The 21,146-nt window shown below is 35.6% G+C and carries 21 protein-coding genes; 17 read left to right on the top strand and 4 right to left on the bottom strand.

The features are described from left to right. The first annotated feature begins 20 nt into the window (after positions 1–20). The 15 genes from H9L01_RS02390 (at position 21) to H9L01_RS02320 (ending at position 14,878) form a co-directional block, all read left to right on the top strand. Positions 21–383 carry a hypothetical protein gene (locus H9L01_RS02390; protein WP_187534437.1) on the top strand — a complete coding sequence of 121 codons (363 nt, stop codon included), beginning with the start codon at positions 21–23 and terminating at the stop codon, positions 381–383. 93 nt (positions 384–476) lie between these two features. Continuing rightward, positions 477–680, top strand: a complete 204-nt coding sequence (rpmE, locus tag H9L01_RS02385) for a 50S ribosomal protein L31 (protein ID WP_187534436.1) — start codon at positions 477–479, stop codon at positions 678–680. A 65-nt stretch (positions 681–745) separates the two neighbouring features. Further along, on the top strand, positions 746–1,354 hold the full coding sequence (locus H9L01_RS02380; protein ID WP_187534992.1) for a thymidine kinase: 609 nt from the start codon (positions 746–748) through the stop codon (positions 1,352–1,354). Position 1,355: 1 nt separating this feature from the next. Beyond that, positions 1,356–2,438: a peptide chain release factor 1 gene (prfA, locus tag H9L01_RS02375; protein ID WP_187534435.1), complete on the top strand. Its 1,083-nt coding sequence runs from the start codon at positions 1,356–1,358 to the stop codon at positions 2,436–2,438. Further along, a complete protein-coding gene (prmC, locus tag H9L01_RS02370; protein WP_187534434.1) occupies positions 2,438–3,289 on the top strand; it encodes a peptide chain release factor N(5)-glutamine methyltransferase in 852 nt (283 codons plus the stop codon). Before prfA ends, prmC begins: the two co-directional genes overlap by 1 nt. Before the next feature lie 40 nt (positions 3,290–3,329). Beyond that, positions 3,330–3,938, top strand: coding sequence for an L-threonylcarbamoyladenylate synthase (locus H9L01_RS02365; protein WP_187534433.1), 609 nt, complete (start codon positions 3,330–3,332; stop codon positions 3,936–3,938). Continuing rightward, entirely contained in the window at positions 3,935–4,387 is a 453-nt protein-coding gene (locus tag H9L01_RS02360) for an RpiB/LacA/LacB family sugar-phosphate isomerase (protein WP_187534432.1), read from the top strand. The genes H9L01_RS02365 and H9L01_RS02360 overlap by 4 nt, the downstream gene beginning before the upstream one ends. Beyond that, positions 4,387–5,619, top strand: coding sequence for a serine hydroxymethyltransferase (gene glyA, locus H9L01_RS02355; protein WP_187534431.1), 1,233 nt, complete (start codon positions 4,387–4,389; stop codon positions 5,617–5,619). Before H9L01_RS02360 ends, glyA begins: the two co-directional genes overlap by 1 nt. Then, positions 5,619–6,239 carry a uracil phosphoribosyltransferase gene (gene upp, locus H9L01_RS02350; RefSeq protein WP_187534430.1) on the top strand — a complete coding sequence of 207 codons (621 nt, stop codon included), beginning with the start codon at positions 5,619–5,621 and terminating at the stop codon, positions 6,237–6,239. Before glyA ends, upp begins: the two co-directional genes overlap by 1 nt. A gap of 197 nt (positions 6,240–6,436) precedes the next feature. Next, positions 6,437–7,753 (top strand): PTS sugar transporter subunit IIC, encoded by a 1,317-nt coding sequence (locus H9L01_RS02345; protein WP_187534429.1) that lies wholly within the window; start codon positions 6,437–6,439, stop codon positions 7,751–7,753. A 293-nt stretch (positions 7,754–8,046) separates the two neighbouring features. After that, complete coding sequence (pflB, locus tag H9L01_RS02340; RefSeq protein WP_187534428.1) at positions 8,047–10,284, top strand: formate C-acetyltransferase; 2,238 nt, start codon at positions 8,047–8,049, stop codon at positions 10,282–10,284. A gap of 106 nt (positions 10,285–10,390) precedes the next feature. Further along, positions 10,391–10,903 carry a DUF1307 domain-containing protein gene (locus tag H9L01_RS02335; protein ID WP_187534427.1) on the top strand — a complete coding sequence of 171 codons (513 nt, stop codon included), beginning with the start codon at positions 10,391–10,393 and terminating at the stop codon, positions 10,901–10,903. A 154-nt stretch (positions 10,904–11,057) separates the two neighbouring features. Further along, positions 11,058–11,510 carry a DUF1307 domain-containing protein gene (locus H9L01_RS02330; protein ID WP_187534426.1) on the top strand — a complete coding sequence of 151 codons (453 nt, stop codon included), beginning with the start codon at positions 11,058–11,060 and terminating at the stop codon, positions 11,508–11,510. 160 nt (positions 11,511–11,670) lie between these two features. Beyond that, the gene (locus H9L01_RS02325; protein ID WP_187534425.1) at positions 11,671–12,612 is read left to right on the top strand and encodes a GNAT family N-acetyltransferase; all 942 of its coding nucleotides are present in this window, start codon (positions 11,671–11,673) and stop codon (positions 12,610–12,612) included. Positions 12,613–12,766: 154 nt separating this feature from the next. Continuing rightward, on the top strand, positions 12,767–14,878 hold the full coding sequence (locus H9L01_RS02320) for a MucBP domain-containing protein (RefSeq protein ID WP_187534424.1): 2,112 nt from the start codon (positions 12,767–12,769) through the stop codon (positions 14,876–14,878). 47 nt (positions 14,879–14,925) lie between these two features. On the opposite strand, the gene H9L01_RS02315 is transcribed toward H9L01_RS02320, so the two are convergent. The 4 genes from H9L01_RS02315 to H9L01_RS02300 form a co-directional block, all read right to left on the bottom strand. Then, a complete protein-coding gene (locus H9L01_RS02315) occupies positions 14,926–15,690 on the bottom strand; it encodes an ABC transporter permease (protein ID WP_187534423.1) in 765 nt (254 codons plus the stop codon). A gap of 1 nt (position 15,691) precedes the next feature. Beyond that, the gene (locus tag H9L01_RS02310) at positions 15,692–16,471 is read right to left on the bottom strand and encodes an ABC transporter permease (RefSeq protein ID WP_187534422.1); all 780 of its coding nucleotides are present in this window, start codon (positions 16,469–16,471) and stop codon (positions 15,692–15,694) included. Then, the gene (locus tag H9L01_RS02305; protein ID WP_187534421.1) at positions 16,468–17,430 is read right to left on the bottom strand and encodes an ABC transporter ATP-binding protein; all 963 of its coding nucleotides are present in this window, start codon (positions 17,428–17,430) and stop codon (positions 16,468–16,470) included. The genes H9L01_RS02310 and H9L01_RS02305 overlap by 4 nt, the downstream gene beginning before the upstream one ends. A gap of 95 nt (positions 17,431–17,525) precedes the next feature. Continuing rightward, positions 17,526–18,203: a MerR family transcriptional regulator gene (locus H9L01_RS02300; protein WP_187534420.1), complete on the bottom strand. Its 678-nt coding sequence runs from the start codon at positions 18,201–18,203 to the stop codon at positions 17,526–17,528. Between the two features lie 170 nt (positions 18,204–18,373). Between H9L01_RS02300 and H9L01_RS02295 the strand changes: the two genes are divergently transcribed. Together H9L01_RS02295 and H9L01_RS02290 are read left to right on the top strand one after the other, a co-directional pair. Next, positions 18,374–19,123, top strand: a complete 750-nt coding sequence (locus H9L01_RS02295; protein WP_187534419.1) for a helix-turn-helix domain-containing protein — start codon at positions 18,374–18,376, stop codon at positions 19,121–19,123. A gap of 218 nt (positions 19,124–19,341) precedes the next feature. Then, on the top strand, positions 19,342–21,135 hold the full coding sequence (locus tag H9L01_RS02290; RefSeq protein ID WP_187534418.1) for a GTP-binding protein: 1,794 nt from the start codon (positions 19,342–19,344) through the stop codon (positions 21,133–21,135). The last annotated feature ends 11 nt before the right edge of the window (positions 21,136–21,146 follow it).

Here is a 21,146-nt window from a genome sequence, read left to right as displayed (position 1 = left end):
ATATATAAGAAGGAGTTCGTATGAATAAAAAATACAGCATTTTAACTGCAATGGCACTAGTTGCAATACTTCTAGTAAATCCACTTACAATTTCTGCAGCATCAGATATGATTAATGGAAATGATACAGATCGTGAAGTTATGACAGAGCGTCATAACAACAACAATCACATGACAGATGAAGATTTTGAAAATCATGAAGATCACATGAATGATGAAAATCATATGAACGGAAGAAATCATATGAATGGTAATGACCATATGACGGATAATGAATCCGGTCATCATCGCTCGATGAGAGGGTCACGTCGTGGTGATAATCGCAATGATTGTTGTGATCGTGAAGGTCGATTTGAAAACAATCGTAACTCATCAAGAAAGTAATTAAAATTATTGCGTAACCTCAGTGATTATGGTATTATATCATAGCACTTATCTAAGATATGAAAGTGTCTTAGGCGGAAGGAGACTTGAAGAATGAAAAAAGGAATTCATCCTGAATACAATAAAACCAAGATTGTATGTACATCATGCAATACTGAAATTGAAGTAGGATCAACAGCAACAGACTTACGTGTGGATACATGTTCAAACTGTCATCCATTCTATACTGGAAAACAACGCTTTGCGAATGCTGCTGGACGTATTGACAAGTTCAACAAAAAATATGGTTTAAAATAAGGGATATCCCTTATTTTTTTTGGTCAAATAGGATAAAATAGTACGTAAGAGGTGGAAAAATTATGATGTATCATCAATATCAAGAAGGTTATATTGAAGTTATAACAGGTTGTATGTTTGCTGGAAAGACGGAAGAGTTAATCCGTCGTATTAATGTATTAAAGTATGCTAATAAGAATATTTTAGTATTTAAACCGGAAATCGATAATCGCTATAGTTACTCAGAAGTTGTTTCACATTCAGGTACTAAAGTAGAAAGTATTGTTGTGAAAACAGCTGTAGAAATATTGGATCATATCAGTGATGAAACTGATGTTGTTGCCATTGATGAAGTTCAATTTTTTGATGATGAAATCACAATGGTTTGTGATCATCTCGCCTTGTTAGGAAAGCGTGTTATGGTTGCAGGCTTGGATATGGACTTTCGTGGAGAACCTTTTGGGGTTATTCCTAAATTAATGACTACTGCGGAATTTGTTACGAAACTAACAGCTGTATGTACGAAGTGTGGTGCTCCCGCAACACGTACACAACGACTCGTTAATGGTGAACCCGCATCCTATAATGATCCGACCGTATTAATCGGTGCGAGCGAGTCTTATGAAGCACGTTGTCGACATGACCATATCGTCTTAGACAAACCAACCATTGATAGATATAAAGAAGGTGAATAAAATGATGGAAAGTACAATGCGCACACGCTTGGAAACAATCAAAAATCGTGATTTAGAAATCACAGATTTAATGATGACTCCAGAAGTGTTGGGCGATAGAAAACAGATGGCGAAACTTGGTAAAGAACAATCTTCGTTACAACAAGTTCTCACATCATATAATAGTTATTTAGAGGCTGAGGATTTCTACAAACAAGCGTCTGAACTTTTAGAAATAGAAGAAGATGCCGAAATGAAAGAAATGGCTCAAATGGAAGTCCAAGAGTACAAAGAAAAATTAGAAACATTAATTGAAGAGTTACGTGTATTATTAATTCCACGTGATCCAAGTGATTCATACGATGCAATCGTTGAAATTCGTGGGGCTGCTGGTGGCGATGAAGGAAATATCTTTGCAGGAGACCTTTATCGTATGTATACGCGTTATGCTGAAAGCTTGGGCTATAAATATGAAATTATTGAAGCTCAAGATGCTGAAGCTGGCGGCTATACATTAATCTCATTTGTAGTTAAAGGTGCTGAACCGTATCGTCACTTTAAATTTGAATCAGGAGCACATCGTGTTCAACGTGTACCGAAGACTGAAACACAAGGGCGTATCCATACTTCTACTGCAACTGTGCTTGTACTAGCGGATGTTGAAGAGGAAGAAGTAGATATCGATCCAAATGATTTAGAAATTGATACAATGCGTTCCAGTGGTGCTGGTGGACAACACGTTAATAAGACTGACTCAGCAGTTCGTATTGTTCATAAGCCTACAGGTATTGCTGTGAAGTGCCAAGATGGTCGTTCACAACATGATAACAAAGATAAAGCAATGCGATTAATTCGTGCGCGCGTCTTTGAGGAATACCAAAGAAAAGCAGACGAAGAAAGAAATCAATCACGACAATCAAAAATTGGGCGTGGTGATCGTTCTGAAAAAATTAGAACGTATAACTATCCACAAAACCGTGTTAGTGATCACCGAATTGGTCTTACACTCCAAAAATTGGACATGGTTATGGAAGGTCGATTGGGTGAATTCATCGACGCATTATTAGAAGAAGAACAAAAAGAGATACTTGAACGAGGCGTATAATGTTAATTAAAGAATTAATGGACGAAGGAACTAAGACTTTAGAATCACATCAAATCTATGCGGGATTTTCCCGAGTTTTAATGCTCGAGTTGTTACGTGAAGAAAATCGTGATCTTTACTTAGAAATGAGTCAAGAAGCAAGTTCTACTCTTCAAGAAGCTTACCATGAAAAAATTGCACTATTAACTCAAGACATTCCATTAGGATACGTCTTGGGTTATGAGTGGTTTTATGGTTATAAAATGCTTGTTGACGAGAATGTGTTGATTCCTCGTTCAGAAACAGAAGAATTAGTAGGATATGTCTTAAGTGATATTGATGATTACTTTGTTAATCCTGTTGTAGCAGATGTTGCGTGTGGTAGTGGAGCAATTGGTATTGCTTTGGCTAAGGAACTCGATCAATCTGTTTATGCAACGGATATTAGCGAGGGTGCATTAGAAGTAGCGCAGAAAAATGCGACATTAAATGATGTTGACTTAAAAATATATCAAGGAGATATGTTAGAGCCATTAATTGATAGAAATATTAAACTTGATGTTCTCGTATGTAATCCCCCTTATATTAAGAATACGGAGCATATTCAAAGCTCTGTATTAACCTATGAACCCCATGTTGCCCTATTTGGTGGCGAGGATGGTTTATACTTTTACCGACGTGTTTTAGAGAATGCAGATAAAGTACTCAATGAGAAAGCAATGATTGCTTTTGAGATTGGTTTTGATATTGGTGACGCAGTTGTAGAACTCGCAAAACACTATTTTAAGGACTCAAAAATTGAATTACGTCAAGACATGAACGGTCTTGACCGTATGGTGTTTGTCTATAGAGGTATTAATCCACAAGATTAGTATCTTTTTTTGTGATAAAATACTGTAAAGAGGGATGAATATGGAAACAAAAGTATATACAAAAAGTGAGATAGAAGAAATAGCAAGTGTTATTGCAGATGGTGGATTGGTCGCTATCGCAACAGATACGGTATATGGTTTAGCTGCAAGCAGTAAAGAACCAGAGAACTATACGAAATTGAAGGAAGCCAAGGAAAGACCGGAAACAAAACCTTTCCCGTTAATGGTAAGTTCGTTAGATCAAATTGAGTCGATAGCTCAAATTACAGATCGTGAAAAGCATCTAATTGAGACGTTTATGCCAGGGGCAGTGACATTTATCTTTAATCGTAAAGAGGGTGTCTTTGATTTCCTGGGTGATCAGAAGACAATTGGAATACGAATGGCAGATGATCCATGGGTTCAAAGTTTAATTAATAAAGTGGGAAACCCAGTTTGGTTACCATCTGCAAATCGTTCAGGACTGGATACAGCGCTTAATTCAGATATGGTATTAGAACAACTATCGGGTCGTATTGAAGGCGTTGTGGAAGGTGTGTGTACAGGTGGACAATCATCGAGTGTCTTTGATTTAACGCAGGAAAAGATTGTTTGCTTAAGAGAAGGTATTATTAAATTAGAAACAGTGATGAAGGAGGATGTTATATGAAAATAGTAATGGCATGTGATCATGGGGGATTTGAACAAAAAGAACGCTTGAAACAAGTGTTGTTGGATATGGGACATGAAGTTGATGATTATGGTGTCCACTCTGAAGAGAGTCAAGATTACCCAGATGTAATTTATCCAGCTGCAAAAGCAGTTGCAAATAAAGAATTCGATCGTGGTGTAATTTTATGTGGTACTGGAATCGGAGCTTCAATTGCTGCAAATAAAGTTCATGGTGTAAGATGTGCGCTTGTTACAAGTGTAGAAGTTGCTCAGTTGACACGTGAACATAATGACTCAAACGTACTTGCTATGGCAGGACGTACTACTGATTACGAAACAAATGTTGAAATCATGAAAACATGGATCAACACAGAGTTTAGTGAAGACCCACGACACAGTCGTCGTATCTGCAAATTAGCAGATATCGAACAAAAGGAGGAATGTTAATGCGAGATACTTTAGTTTTTGATGCTATTGCTCTTGAAGAAGAGCGTCAACTTGAACATATCGAACTGATTGCTTCTGAAAATTATGTTTCTAATCAAGTGTTAGAAGTAACAGGAAGTATATTAACTAATAAATATGCGGAAGGTTACCCTGGGAAACGATATTATGGTGGTTGTGAATACGTTGATGTCGTGGAAAATCTTGCGATTGATCGTATGAAAGAGCTTTATGGTGCTGAGCATGTTAATGTTCAACCACACAGTGGTTCTCAAGCCAATATGGCTGTCTACATGACAATCTTAGATCATGGCGATGTCGTATTGGGTATGGATTTAAATTCGGGTGGTCACTTAACACACGGACACAATCTTAACTTTTCTGGAATTAACTATACTTTCTTTGGATATGGTGTGGATCCTCATTCAGAAATGATTGATTATGATAAAGTTCTTGAGATTGCTCGTGAAGTTCAGCCAAAGCTAATTGTTGCAGGTGCTAGTGCATACGCACGTTCAATCGATTTCTCAAAATTTAGAGAAATTGCTGATGAAGTTGGTGCTTACCTAATGGTAGATATGGCTCATATTGCAGGTCTTGTAGCAACAGGACTTCATCCATCACCAGTTCCTTATGCTGACTTTGTAACGACCACAACTCATAAAACACTACGTGGACCTCGTGGTGGCGCTATTATTTGTAAGAGTAAATATGCAAAGAAACTGGACCGCTCAGTATTCCCTGGAACTCAAGGGGGACCATTGATGCACGTTATTGGTGGTAAAGCAGTCTGTTTCTTTGAAGCATTACAACCAGAATTTAAAGTTTATCAACAACAAGTTATTGATAATGCAAAGATTCTTTCTACAGAGCTTGAAAGTTTAAATTATCGTTTGGTAAGTGGTGGCACCGATAATCACCTTGTACTTGTAGATGTTAAAGCAAGTCTTGGAATGACGGGAGCTCACGCTGAGAAAATTCTCGATAGAATTGGTATTACCATCAATAAAAACGCGATTCCTTTTGATAAAGAACGCCCTGCTGTTACAAGTGGTATTCGTCTTGGATCACCCGCTATGACAAGTCGTGGCTTTGGCATTGAAGAGTTTAAAAAGACCGCTCATTTTATTGATGAAGCATTAAGAAACTATGAAAATGAAGAAATTTTAGAAAGAATTGGAAATGAAGTGAAAGCAATGACACGTAAATTTCCAGTAAGAGGAGAAAGAATCTAATGATTACAGTATTAAATCACCCATTAATTACCCATAAATTGACTCAAATGCGTTGTATGTCAACAGGAACAAAAGATTTCCGCCAGAATTTAGACGAAATTGCTGGACTGATGGCATATGAAATTACAAGAGATATTAAGCTTGACCCAATCACTGTGGAAACACACAGTGGACCTTACAACACATTCGAACTAAAAAGAGATATCGTCCTTGTTCCAATTATCCGTGCAGGTCTCGGAATGGTTGAAGGAATTCTTGACTTAATCCCAACTGCAAAGGTAGGACATGTTGGAGTCTATCGTGATGAAGAAACATTACTTCCACATGAATATTTTGCTAAGTTCCCTGAGAATTTAGAAAATGCTGAGGTTCTTGTTTTAGATCCAATGCTTGCAACAGGTGGTAGTGCCGATGCGGCGATTGAAATTGTTAAAAATCGTGGTGCAAAAAACATTAAGCTTGTTTGTTTAGTAGGAGCTCCTGAAGGTGTAGAACTCATTAAGAAAAATCATCCAGATGTTGATATCTTCCTTGCAGCACTTGATGAAAAACTCAATGATCAAGGATATATTGTTCCAGGTCTTGGAGATGCTGGAGATAGAATCTACGGTACTAAATAATAACTGTAAAGAGTCCTTAAAAAGGACTCTTTTTTCTATGTGATAAATCTTTAAAATTTGTGTGCATCTCTGTTTAACATATTAAACATATATGCTAATATGGTTAAGTTGATATGGGGTGATATGTATGAATAAGGAATGTTGTAGCCTTTAGTATTAAAATAGACAAATAAAAAATACGAGAGGAATCATATAAAATGATAGAATTTATAGAAAATAAGCTGGCTCCCATTGCTTTAAAATTGGGAAATAATAAGGTTTTAATTGCAATTAGAGATGGATTCTTATTAACGACGCCATTAATAATTGTTGCATCAGTATTTATGTTGATTGGTAATTTTCCAATAACAGGATATGCTGAATTTATGGCTGGTATTTTTGGTGCAGGATGGAAGAGTTATTTGGATGCAATATCCAACGCATCGATTAATTTAATTGGTGTTTTAAATGTTATGGCAATTGGTTATTCATATAGTAAAACTAAAAATGTAAATGCTTTTTCTGGAGCACTCCTTGCGTATGTTTCATTTTTAATTTTAACACCACAAGTACATCCTGAATTTACGAATGCAACAGGAGAAGTCTTTAAAGGTTATGCTTTTGGGAACCTATCCTCGACAGGATTATTTCTAGGTATGATCGTCGCAATTATTGCGGTAGAAATCTTTAGTTTCGCAACGAATAAAGGCTGGGTAATTAAGCTTCCTGAAGGAGTTCCTTCGGCTGTAGCGTTGTCATTCTCTGTTTTAATTCCAAGTTTTGTTGTTATGAGTGTGTTCTTTGCTGTTCGAATTCTCTTCGGACTTACGAGCTTTGAATTTGCACAAAACTTTATCTACGCAGTTTTACAAACACCACTATTAAAGGTGGGAGAATCAAAATTCTTTGAGTTATCATACCAATTTATCTCATCAATTCTTTGGTTCTTTGGAATTCATGGACCAGGGGTTGCGAATACGGTTTATCAACCGATTCACAATGCAATGACTTATGCAAACTTAGAAGCATTTAATGCAGGATTAGTCCAACCATATATCTACACGAAAACATTCTCTGATTTCTTTACAAATTTTGGAGGAAGTGGAAGTACCATTTCACTGGTCATCTTGATGATGTGGCGTGGAAAATCGGAACGAATGAAACAATTGGGTAAATTATCAATTGTTCCTGCAATATTTGGTATTAATGAAATGGTTATTTTTGGACTTCCAATTGTCCTCAATCCTATTCTGGTAATTCCATTTATTATTGTACCTTTGATCAATACAATAATAGCTACAGGTTTTACAGTTCTGGGATGGATTCCTTATACAACAGGTGTTACATTACCATGGACCATGCCACCATTTTTCTCGGGTTGGTTATCGACAGGAAGCGTTATGGCAGGAATGTTGCAACTAGGACTGATTGTTCTTGGTATCTTTATTTACTATCCATTCTTTAAAGTTCAAGACAAACTTTATGTAGAAGAAGAAACACAAAGTAAACCCTCAGAAGAAATAACACTTTCATAGATAAATAAAGCATTTAAAAAATAATAATTGAGAGTATTTGAGTCACCTTATCTAAGGGTGACTCTTTTTAATGATAAGGTGTCTCTTTGTGCGTATAATAACAATAGCTTTGGCTTGTGAAGATAAGGATAAATTTGGCATACTTTTCACAAACTTTCGAAAATCAGAGGTTTTATTGTGTTTTTTTTCTGAAAAATAAAGGGAAGACGATAAGGATTAAATGACGACTCGTTATAATGATAGGGTAGTACATAAGGTATTGGAAATAGAATACTAAATAAGGAGGTATCTTGATGTATAATCAATGGAATGGTTTCAAAGGAAACTATTGGAAAGAAAACATTGATACTCGTAATTTCATTAAAGAAAACTATACAGAGTATCGCGGGGATGATGAATTCTTAGAAGGACCAACGCAAAACACATTGGATCTCATGGAACAACTTGAGGAAATGAATGCATATCAACGTGAACACGATGGCGTTTACAATATGGATACAAAGATTGTTTCAACTGTTACTTCACATGGCCCAGGCTATATGAATAAAGATAAAGAACAAATCGTAGGGTTCCAAACAGATGAACCACTAAAACAAGCATTTATTCCATTTGGTGGAATCGGAATGGCTGTGAAATCATTAGAAAGTAATGGCTACGAACCGGATGAAGAACTTGTTCATATCTTTACAAAATGGCGTAAAACACATAACCAAGGTGTCTTTGATGTTTATACACCAGAGATGCGTGCAGCTCGTAAGAATAAAATTATTACGGGTCTACCAGATGCATACGGTCGTGGACGTATAATTGGTGACTACCGACGTGTTGCTCTTTACGGAATCGATTACTTAATCAAAGCTAAGAAAAACGACTTAAACCATACAGGTTACCGTACAATGACAGACGATGTTATCCGTTTACGTGAAGAAATCAACGAACAAATTCGTGCATTAAGCGACATGAAAGAAATGGCAGCAAGCTATGGTTGCGATATTTCTCAACCAGCAGCAAATGCTCAAGAAGCAGTACAATGGTTATACTTTGGTTACTTAGCAGCTATCAAAGAAAATAACGGTGCAGCGATGTCAATTGGACGTATCTCAGCATTCTTAGATATCTATATCCAACGTGACCTTGCAGCAGGAGTTATTTCTGAAAAAGAAGCTCAAGAACTTATTGACCACTTAGTTATGAAACTACGTATGGTTAAATTTGCTCGTACACCAGAATACAACTCGTTATTCAGTGGATACCCAATTTGGGCAACACTTTCAATTGCTGGTATGGCATTTGATGGACGTTCATTAGTTACAAAAACTGACTTCCGTCTTCTTCATACACTCATTAACATGGGACCATCACCAGAGCCAAACTTAACAGTATTATACTGTGATTCACTACCTGAAGGTTTCCGTACTTTCGCATCACGCATTGCTATTGAAACGTCATCAATTCAATTTGAAAATGATGAATTACTCCGTGAAAAATGGGGTTCAGATGATGCAGCAATCGCATGTTGTGTTTCCGCAACAGTTATTGGTAAAGACATGCAATTCTTTGGAGCACGTGCTAACTTGATTAAAGCATTACTCTATGCAATCAATGGTGGTGTTGACGAAATTACAGGAGCACAAGTTGGTCCACGTTATCGTCCAATTACTTCAGAAGTATTAGACTTTGAAGAAGTAAAACTTGCTTACCAAGACATGATGGATTGGCTTGCAGAACTTTATGTAAATACTCTAAATTCAATTCACTATATGCACGATAAATATGCATATGAAAAATCACAATTAGCACTTATGGATTCAGATCTTAAACGTACATTTGCTACAGGTATCGCAGGGATCTCACACGTTGCTGACTCATTATCAGCAATCAAATATGCACAAGTTAAACCAATTCGTGATGAAAATGGAATCGCTGTAGACTTTGAAATTGAAGGAGAATTCCCACGTTACGGTAATGATGATAACCGTGCTGATGACTTAGCAAACTGGGCATTACAATACTTCATGACTCAAATCAAACGTCACCATACATATCGTAATTCAACACCAACACTTAGCTTGTTAACAATTACATCTAACGTTGTTTATGGTAAAGCTACAGGTAACACACCTGATGGCCGTGGTCGTGGTGTTCCACTTGCTCCAGGAGCAAACCCATCATACGGTGCAGAACGTAATGGTCTTCTCGCTTCATTAAACTCAACAGCTAAATTAGACTATAACTGTGCATTAGATGGTATTTCTAATACTCAAACAATCGCTCCAATTTCACTTGGTAAATCTGACGCAGAACGTGTCAATAACTTACGTGGAATTATGGACGGATACTTCTCACAAGGAGCATATCACCTAAACGTTAACGTATTTGATAACTCACTTCTTGAAGATGCAATGGCAAACCCATTGAAATATCCAAACCTTACAATTCGTGTTTCAGGATATGCTGTTCGTTTTGTTGAATTAACAAAAGAACAACAACTTGATGTTCTCATGAGAACAGCTCACGAACGTACTGTTTAATAAATAATTAGAGAGTTAATAATACTTAGCCCTCACTTGAGGGGATCGTTGAAATAACATTTTCAACAATCCTAAAAGTGGGGCTTTTTAAATAATGGAGGAAAGAATGAAGAAAGTACTTATCATAGGCATTATAATGCTTGTCTTGGTGGGATGCACAAACAAGAAAGAGAAACCCATTAATTTAGCCAAAGATCTTCCTATTGATATTGTTGAGGAGGAAAAACTGGACGTTGTCGTGTGTGAAATTACTGAAGGGGACAATACATTAACAGATACGATGACAGGATTTCAAGATCGAATGAAGACATCCACAATTGAGTCGGTAATGGACTATAGCAATGATATCGAGAGAGGAAAAATCACTGAAACGGATATTAAAAATAATATGGAAGACACAAAGAAAGATTATTTAGGAATCGAAGGTGTATCCTACGAATATAGTATTGAAGGAACTATTGTTACGGAGAAACTGATAACAGACTACACGAAAGCGTCGATGAAACAACTTTATTTCGAAGGTATGGTTGATACTAAAGAATCAGAGTATATTAGTATGGACAGAACTATAGAAAGTTATCTCGATGATGGTATGAGATGTAAGGCTATTGAAGAATAAAGAATTAAAACAAAGCACGATTATCATCGATAAGTGCTTTTTTTATATCTGATTACACACAGTAAAGAGATTGATGCCACAGTTACGCCTTTTAGTGTATACTAAAGTTAGATATTCAATAGAGAAGAATAACTATAATTATCGGAGGAAAATGATGAGAAAAAGATTAGTTTTACCCGTGATTATATTTGCTTTATCTGGCTGTATGAATAGTACAGTTTCCAATGTGGTTTGCGAAGGAAAATTGAATGGTAAACCAATCAAAGAAACAATGGTTGTAGACAATGATAGAGTCATAGAAACAGAAATGGTTATTACGACTGATTTAAAAAATAAGGGAGAAATGGGTACACAAGAAGTTGAATCATTATTTTTTGAAAGAAGTCGTGCTTATTCCGTTGTAAATGGTGCTCGTTATTCCTATGAGATAGAAAAAGATAAAGGTGTAGAAACAATTGTATTGGATTTTGAAAAGTTATCGTTAGAAAGGACCTATTATATTGATTTACTCGATTCCTTGGATTCTGATTCTATAGACATCAATATAAAAACAGAGAAATACAAAATTAACGGGGGAACGTGTAAAACGAAGCGAGGATTATTTTAGTAAGTACGCTTCGTGACTATTTATGGGAAATACATAGCATAAAATTACCGGTGAGGACCCGTAGTATCCTAACTTGGTCACTGAGATTTGGATTAAGATAAAATAAAGTGTTATTAGGGAATGAGCTTGTTATAATAAGTTTATTAAAGAGGTGAGTGCTATGGGATTTAAAAATCTATTTCAAACAAAAGCAGATAAGGAGCAGGAAGCTCGAAACTATTATACGAAGATGTTCCCATATGGTGAGAAACAACAAGTTCTATTAAAAGAGACAATCGATAAAACTTTTTTATCGCGTTATAAAATCAATCCAAATGTATTCTATTACTATCTTCTTGTAAAAGAAGCATATCTCGATGGTGATGAAAAGAGTGATCTTGAACTGAACAAAGAATTACTTGTTATGAGTGACGAGGATATTCAGAAGTTTAAGGAAATATTAATGTTGGATGTGAATGCCAAGTCATTGTCAGATATTGAAAAACTAAGTGGTAAGTCAGAGGAAAAAGTAAAACTAACAGGATTTGAGATAAAACCGACATTAGTCGGAGATCGTGTTATTCTACGTAAGTTTGAAGATAGTGACATCGACCGAATGATAGAAATTATTCAGATTCCTGAAGTTGGCTTTCTAACGGGGAGTGCGATAACTACGGAAGAGTTAAACCGAGAACGTACACCCGAAGAACTGGCGCGCTACAGACAATGGTATAAAGACATTCAAACAGCATCAGACAGACTCGACTTAGCAATTACGGTTGATGGCGAAGTCCTTGGAGAGATAGTATTGAATGAGTGGGATCCGGAAATGGATTTGATTAGCTTCCGAATTCTCATGGATCCAAACCATGCAAGTCATGGATATGGAAGTGAAGCGATGACGTTATTTCTGACATATGCGTTTAAACAATTTGATTTTAATCGCATTGAGTTGGAAGTTTATAGTTTCAATCCAAGAGCAAGACGCGCCTACGAAAAAGTTGGATTTGTTTATGAAGGAACGAAACGCGAAGCGTTCCAATTTGATAAGAAAAAATATGATATTCATTTCTATTCCATACTAAACAGTGACTGGAATGGAAAGCAAATTAACGAGAGATAGTGCATCTATCCTCGTTTTTTTATTTTTATGGAATTTTTGTGACATAAAATGAACGTTTTGTTAAATCAAAGATTTAGATTGTGTTTGTTGGTATTATAATGGTGTAAATTGTGCGTATATTTAGTCTTATAAAAATAGAAAGAGAAGGAATAATATGAAAAAGAAAAAAATAGGTATCTTATCCATTTGTATTATCTTGGCAGGGTGTGTTTTCCCTGTTCTTGCTGAAACAACACCTCAGAATAATACCGTGGTTTCTACATCCGATGTAAGTGAGTGGATGCCGGATGAAAATCTACAAAAAAAGATTGCTTCCCAGATGGGTATTCCTGTAGATCAACTAACAAAAGAATCAATGAAGTCCTTGCGTAACATTGATATAAAAGAAAGCTCAGAGCCAATTTCAAATATTAAGGGGCTCGAATACGCAACGGAAGTAACAAATCTCAATATTGCGGAAGGAAATCTAATCAGTGATTTTAGTCCATTAGAAAAAATGGGAAAACTTGCTTTTGTATCTATCACAACACCGTCTCTAAATGATGCGAACTTTCCACAACTTGCAGATTCAGTAACTTACTTATCACTACAAAGAACATCAATAACTTCAAAAAGTCTAGTAAAAGTAGCAAACATTAAGTCTTTGATTTATCTGCAAATTAGTGAAACAAAAGGAATCGAAAGTATCGAGCCACTAACAAAATCAGAAAAATTAGAAAGTCTCTTAATGCAGTTCACCAGTGTCTCTGATTTTAGACCCATTAATGAAATGAAATCACTTAAAAAGTTAATGGCATACAGTCAGTCGGTAGGGAATGATTCATCAGAATCTCGAGTCGATAAAGACTTATTACAATTCGATGAAGAAAACTTAAAATTAACGATTCCAATTTCACTCTACCCAAATCGACTTACCAATTTTGATGGATATCAACCCCCATTCACGACAAAGACAGACCCTTACAACATGATATTGAAGTTTGATCAAAATTCTGTCGATGGTAGTCGTGTAGTTATTACTGATGACTCAATTATTGTAGATAATGTCACATCGGAGGATTTTAAGAATCTTGACCGCATCTATTTAAACATTCGGTTTAATAATCCACACGGAAGTTATGCAGTTCCGAATAACTTTACAGATTATGCTATCTCGAGTGGTCAGTATACGCATTCGCTAAGTTTATATGAAACTCCCAAATATCAAACGGTAACCGTTCGTTTTGTAGATGAAGGTAATACTGAAATTGCACCTCAACTTAAAATTAATGGAATCATCGGAAAAACATATGATGCATCGACGTCAGAATATAAAATTAATATTCCCGGATACACATTAAATGTGGAAAAACTACCTGTGAATGCGAAAGGTACGATCACCTCCGATCCTCAAACAGTGACCTATGTTTATACTAAAGAAGAAGTTAAAAATGGTAAGGTTGTTGTGAAGTATGTAGATACGAATAATAATGAGATTGCTCCGGAGAAAACTATTGAAGGTAACGTAGGAAATTCTTACGATGCTTCTACTTCGGAATATGTACCTGAAATTTCAGGATACAAACTTGATGATTCTAAACTACCAAGCAATGCGAAAGGTACGATTACCTCTGATCCTCAAACAGTAACATATGTCTATACTAAAGAAGTAATTAAAAATGGTAAGGTTATTGTTGAGTATGTGGATACGAATAATAATGAGATAGCTCCACAACAAACTATTGAAGGTATCGTAGGGAATCCTTATGATGCTTCTACTTCCGAATATGTAACTGAAATTTCAGGATACACACTTGATGATTCTAAACTGCCAAGCAATGCGAAAGGCTTTATCACGTTGGATTCTCAAAAAGTAACCTATGTCTTCAATAAGGAAGAAGTAAAAAATGGCAACGTAATTATAAGATACCTTGATACTAACCTACAAGAAATAGCAACACAGAAAGTAGTCAATGGTATTGTTGGCGATTCTTACAATGTCTCAGGAGTAGATTATATTAATATAATTGAAGGGTATACACTCAACGAAAGCAAACTTCCTACTAACGCAACGGGAACCTTTGGAGAATCGGAGATTGTAGTAGATTACATCTATGATAAAAATTCTGAGACACCAAAACCTAAGGTGGATCCGAAGGATAAGTCTAAAGATGAATTGCCGAAGACCGGTGTTGAATCAACCAGTAAGAAGATACTTGTTCTCACTACACTTATGATCAGTGCAGGTGTTGTAATGATTTATGTCTCGAAGAAGAAATACCAATAATTAAACAAAAAGCATGATCAATATACTTGGTCATGCTTTTGATATATTTAAGAACCTGTAGATTGATAATGACGCATTCCTTGCTGCCAGATTAACATGGCAGGTATTATGAATATAAACGATGCGAGAGGTGCGAGCATATAAATCGTGGAGACGCTTTTTCCGAGAATAACTAACAGTGGATAATATTGAAAACAAGCATAAGGAATGACGAAAGTTGCGAATACTAAAATATTCTTGCCATAAAGATTAAATGGAATTTGACCAAACTGGCGCCCTCCATCCGTGAAGATGTTAAAGACCTCGAGGGAATCAGTGGTGTAAAAACTGCAAGCTCCGTAAATAATGAATAAAGAACCAAAGAGAACGATTCCAGAAAGTATCATCAGTAGAATCATCCAACCATGTTGGATGGGGACTTGAAGTAAAACAAATATCAAAATAACAAGAGCAACAAAAGTTCTTCCGAGTCGACTAAATTCCATGGTACTTCCTAAAATCTGAATTAGAATATTTTTGGGCCTAAGAAGCATCCGCTCATACTGGCCATTTCCAAGCAGTCGAGGAAATAAATCAAAGCCTCTGAAGAAACACTCTGCGAGAGAGAATGTAGCATTCACAATCGATCCCGCAAGTAACATTTCCATGATTGTGAACTCTGTATTATTTTGAGACTGAGACATAAGAATAAGAACACTCATCACTGCACTGACTGTCATGAGTGCTTGCCCAACTGTGAGAGTAATGAATGATGTTCGATGCTGCATTTGAGATTTAAAATGCATTCCAATCAGTTTGAAGTAGAGTTTCATTTTAACCTCCTACAATTTCTAAGTGTTTAAGAGCATGTTGCATAGCGAAGTAACCAGATCCAATAAGTATAACCGCCCAAACAAATTGAAGTACTAGGGTTGGTAGCGGGTTTGCAAGACCGAGATAAATGTTGAAAGTTGCAGTTTGTAAACCAATGAAGAATGTTAATGATAAAATTCTTTGTAGCCAACTTGGGAAGAAAATAAGAGGAATATTAGTCCCTGAAAACAAATCAAAAATAGCCATAAATAATGTGCGAATTCCTAAAGAGGTTTTAATATGAATTGTGAAAATTGCCATCCACATTGTAATTGCCACAACTATTAATAATGTTAGAACTAATGAGATTAAGAAGTAGATAAAAACAAGAGGTGAACTTGGAAGGGACATTTTATAGGGACTTGGAAGTAAAAATGCTGTGATAATTACAGGCGCAAATCGTAGAAGACATCGCGATATTCGAAATGCTAGATTTCGAATAAACCACAGACTATAAAGATTTACAGGACGAAGCGCTTCAAGGGCTACGTCACCATTTTCAATAAGATCAAAGATGCTTGTATCGGTTGCCCAAATCGCAGTTATAGCAAGAAACGCTTGATTTAGCCAAATATAAGTAGAAAGATTATCATGTGACATTACGTTGGTATTAAAGATGTTGAGAAAAGTAATGCTAAGAATCCCCCAAACTACTTGGGTAATCATTCCTGCGAGTGCTGCACTACGATATTGCAATCCAGATACAAAACGAATTTTAAAATAGGATAAATATATTCTCATATATCATAATCCTCGTAAATTTTTATTATTAAGTCATCTAATGATTCGCTACCAACTTCGAAATCTTGAATAACCAAGTCGGTATTTAGCTGTGTTAATGCCTTCTGAACAGAACCTTCAATCAGCAAGGTTGCATAATTTCCTGTGTCGGATTCTATTATATAGTGTGAACTTGGACGGAGTGATCCTTCGTATTGAATTTTTAGATTCTTACGCATTGGATAAGATTTTTTTAACTCCATCATACTTCCGTCAAAAAGTATTTTTCCTTTGCCTATTAGAATAATTCGATCTACTAAGGACTCAATATCTTGCATATCGTGTGTTGTAAGGACAACTGTTGTTTGATGCTTTTCATTAATTTTTTTTATAAATTGTCTTACTGCTACTTTCGAAGGAGCATCGAGACCTATTGTCGGTTCATCTAAAAATAATACCTTCGGATCATGTAGAAGTGCGGCAGCGATATCGCAACGCATGCGTTGTCCCAAACTAAGCTGTCGTGTAGGCATCGTAAGCAGATCATTGAGATTTAGTAAATCAGTGAGTTCGGCAAGACGCTCATGATAATCAACAATAGGAATATCGTACATATCCTTTATAAGTTCGAACGAATCAATGACCGGAATATCCCACCAGAGTTGAGTGCGTTGACCAAAAACCACGCCAATTTGTTTAGCGTGTTGCTTTCTATTTGAAAATGGGGAAATATTGTCAATCGTACAGATTCCATGGTCAGGTCTTAGGATGCCGGTCATTATTTTTATAGTGGTGCTTTTCCCGGCCCCGTTTGGCCCGATATAGCCAACAATTTGTCCTTTAGGAATATCAAAACTGATATCATCGAGTGCTTTGATATCACGATATTCTCGATGGACAAATGACTTAAGTGCAGATTTGATTCCCCCATCTCGAATCGGAACCTTATAATTTTTAGAAATATGACTTAAATGTATCATAGTGGTCCTCCTTAATTTAGTCACAAATTAAGGGTCATGACATTCATGTAGCGGACCCAAAGTAAAATTATAATATCATAATTATTATCATATTTCTATTGATGTATTGTGTTATCATCCGAAGAAGATTTGGGTTTGAAATATACAATTGGAATACCATATTTCTCAAAAGTTCGGATTGCTTGGTATTGACGACCGTTCACTATAATCACTGGGTGCATACTCTCATTGAGAATTTCCAGTGTTTTTTCTTCTCTTTGAGCATATCTTAAAAGCTCTAATGTAAAATCTCGAGGTGTCGAAATGATTTCCTCGGGGTAGAATCCTTTTCTCAATGTGAACGTATATTTAGCCAACAAATCAGAAATTGAGTCACAAAAGTCAATGAAGGGATGATTGCTTACTTTAAAATCAAATAATTTGCCGACATAAATTCGAGTATCAATTTTTTTCTTATCATGATGACTCTCTTTAAGAAGGTTAAGAAGTTGTAGAGAATCGTCGATATCACTTTTTTGTTGTTCTAAATTATGAATTGCAGTATCAATTCCCTGTTGTAACGACATTTCTTTATTAATAATTTTCTCGATTACTTTTAAAGGAAATCCTAGTTTTTTTAATAACTTAATTTCTAAGAGAGTTTCTACATTACTATCGGAGTAATTTCGATAATTGTTTTCATCGCGAATGGGTATAACAAGATTAATCTGTTCATAGTAACGAATTGTGCTCGCACTGATTCCTGTAATTTCTTCAACCAAACTTATCTTCATAAAAGATCACCTCAGATAGATTATAAAGCTTAAAGGAGGTTTAAGGTCAAGGATAGTGTGTAAGTTGTGTTATATTTACTGATATAATGAATATATCATGAAGGAAACCACAGGTTGCGTGACAGAATTGGCTTTAGAAGCCTACAATTTAGGTACAAGGAGGAATTCGTATGAATACACATGAGTACTTAAAATATTATAGAGAGTTGAATGGATTTACCCAAGAAGAGATAGCAGATAAATTGTATGTAACGCGGCAAGCTGTTTCTAAATGGGAACGTGGTGAGTCTTATCCAGAATTAGAAAACATTATTTTATTAAGCGATTTGTACGATATTTCTATCGATCAATTAGTTCGCGGAGCACAATATTTAAAGAAACCATTTAAGATTGGTGAGCGTAATCCTAAGTTATTTATTTTAGGAACTCTGGGTATCGGAATTCTCTATGCGATAACTTTTGGAAGGTTTATCGCGCCATGGTATTCTATTGGTGTTTTTATTTTCATGACACTCATGTTGTTTTCGATGGGTAAGCAAGGCGGCATAGTGATTAACAAAAATAATCTTACAATCATTGAATACAAATCATTTTTAGAGAAGATAAAATCAACATTTAATGGGTCACGATATAGTCAAACTTACCGATATGACGACGTCATTAAGGTTAAAATTGTTTATGCTGCATATCACAGAATTAGCCCGATGGATCTTAAGCCAGACTTGTTTCAGTTTCAAGTATTTACGAGTGATGGGAGAGTTTTTAAGCAAGATATGGACTCCTATGTCACCGAGCATTTCCCCATTATTTGTGATTTCTTAGTAAAAAAAGATATTGATGTTGAGGATTCCAATAATATCATTCAGCTCATTGTATTAGGTGAGAATATCTATGATGCGATGCATCCCGAATCTCGATAACGAAGTGAGACTTCTTGATTTTGGGCAATGGGAATGTTATATTAAATTAAAGAAGGTGATTGCATGCGCAAGAATATTATAGTAAAACTTAATCGCAAAAGACCAATGTTAGCATCGGTGTTTTGTGCAACTATAAATATTCTTTAGCATTCACTCTTAAACTCGATTCATTTTAAACCCCGTGAAGAATATTTTCGGGGTTTTTATATGGAGAAAACATGAAAATAATAAATATTGCAATTCTTGCACACGTAGATGCCGGTAAAACCAGTTTAACCGAAGCTCTTTTAAGTACCTCAATGAATAAAAATACTTTAGGTAGTGTTGATAAAGGAACAACAACTACAGATAACGATGCACTCGAAAAGAAGAGAGGGATTTCGATTTATACAGCAACAACTTCAATTACGGTTGGGGACTGTAAAATAAATATTATTGATACACCGGGACACATGGATTTCATCCATGAAGTAGAACAAGCTCTTATTGCGACAGATTTAGCAATTTTGGTGGTTGCTGCAAATGACGGTGGCATCAAATCACAGACACGAAAGTTATATAATACTTTGCAGGAGCTGAAGATTCCAACTATTGTCTTTGTTAATAAAATTGATATTGAAAGTGCATCATTAGAAAAACAGATTAATAGTATAAAGGAACTTACTCATAATAGAGCAGCTATTGCTGAGAACATATCAGAAGTTATTGATGTGTTAACACTCCATGATGATGCATTTTTGGAGCATGTTCTAAATGAAGATGTTACCGATGAGATTTATGAAAAGGCATGGAATCAATCCGTGATTAACAATAAATATATACCAATTATTAAAGGATCAGCTACCCAATCTATTGGAATTAGTTCTTTAATTCATATGATAGAAACGTTGTCCTCAGATAAGAATTCATCGGATGATCTGTCTTCAATTGTATATAAAAAAACATATAATCATCTAGGTAAAATTCAGACATATTTACGTATCTTTACCGGAACAATAAAGAAACAAGAACGCTTCATAATTAATGAAACTATGATAAAAATCAGTAGATTATGGGTTTTAGAGAATGGAAAAATGATAGAAACTAATACGGTAAATTCTGGAGATATCGCAATCGTTGAAGGATTTGATATCCTTAAAATTGGTCAGTGGTTGGGTAATGTTGACCAGAGTAAGGTCATGCCAGTGTGGTCACAAGGTCAATACAAAGTAACTTTAGAATATGAGAAAGGATCGCGCACAAGAGTCTTGGATGCTCTGAATAAAATGATAGATGTTAATCCTTTTCTAGAATATGAAATCGATGATATCACTCAGGAAATTAAGTTGATTTTAGTAGGAGAGGTTCAGAAAGAAGTCATTGAACACACTTTATACGAAACTTATCATTGTAAGGTGGCATTGGGTACAGTTTCGGTTCAAAATAAAATGACACCAAGAGGTTGTGTGGAAGATTGGGTATTGATGAATACCATTGAAAACTCTAACTGGGCAACGATGAAATTCAAACTTGATCCACTGCCTTGCGGTGAAGGATTTATCTATGAAACGCAAATTAATACAGGATACTTAAGACAATCCTTTCAGAATGCTATTGTGGAAAGTTTGGATAGACTAGTTTCTGTTCCTTATAGAGGAAAACTCATAACAGACTTTAAATTAACATTAACCGGAGCTGAATTTGCGAGTCCAGTGAGTACACCTTCAGACTTTAGGCATGCAACCGAAGTTTTGTATCATAAAATAATGAGCCGAGTTGAGTTTACGGAACTTGAGCCAGTAGGCGAATTTATACTACGAATTCCGGATTATTCTCTAAAGCAGGCGTATAGAGAATTAACTAATGTTTCTGCAACGATTCAAAGTACCGATTACGAAGGAGAGATGATAGTTATCCGTGGTGAAATGTACCTGAAGTTTTCTATTAATTATCAACAACAAGTTATCGCTTATACGAATGGCTTTGGTACCTTCGAAATTAAACAAACATCATATAAACCATTCGATTTATAGTTATCCTTGAC

The sequence above is a fragment of the Erysipelothrix inopinata genome (assembly GCF_014396165.1).
Lineage (GTDB): Bacteria > Bacillota_I > Bacilli_A > Erysipelotrichales > Erysipelotrichaceae > Erysipelothrix > Erysipelothrix inopinata.
The sequence above is the reverse complement of the archived record's forward strand: the minus strand, read 5'-3'. Positions and strand labels throughout refer to the sequence as shown.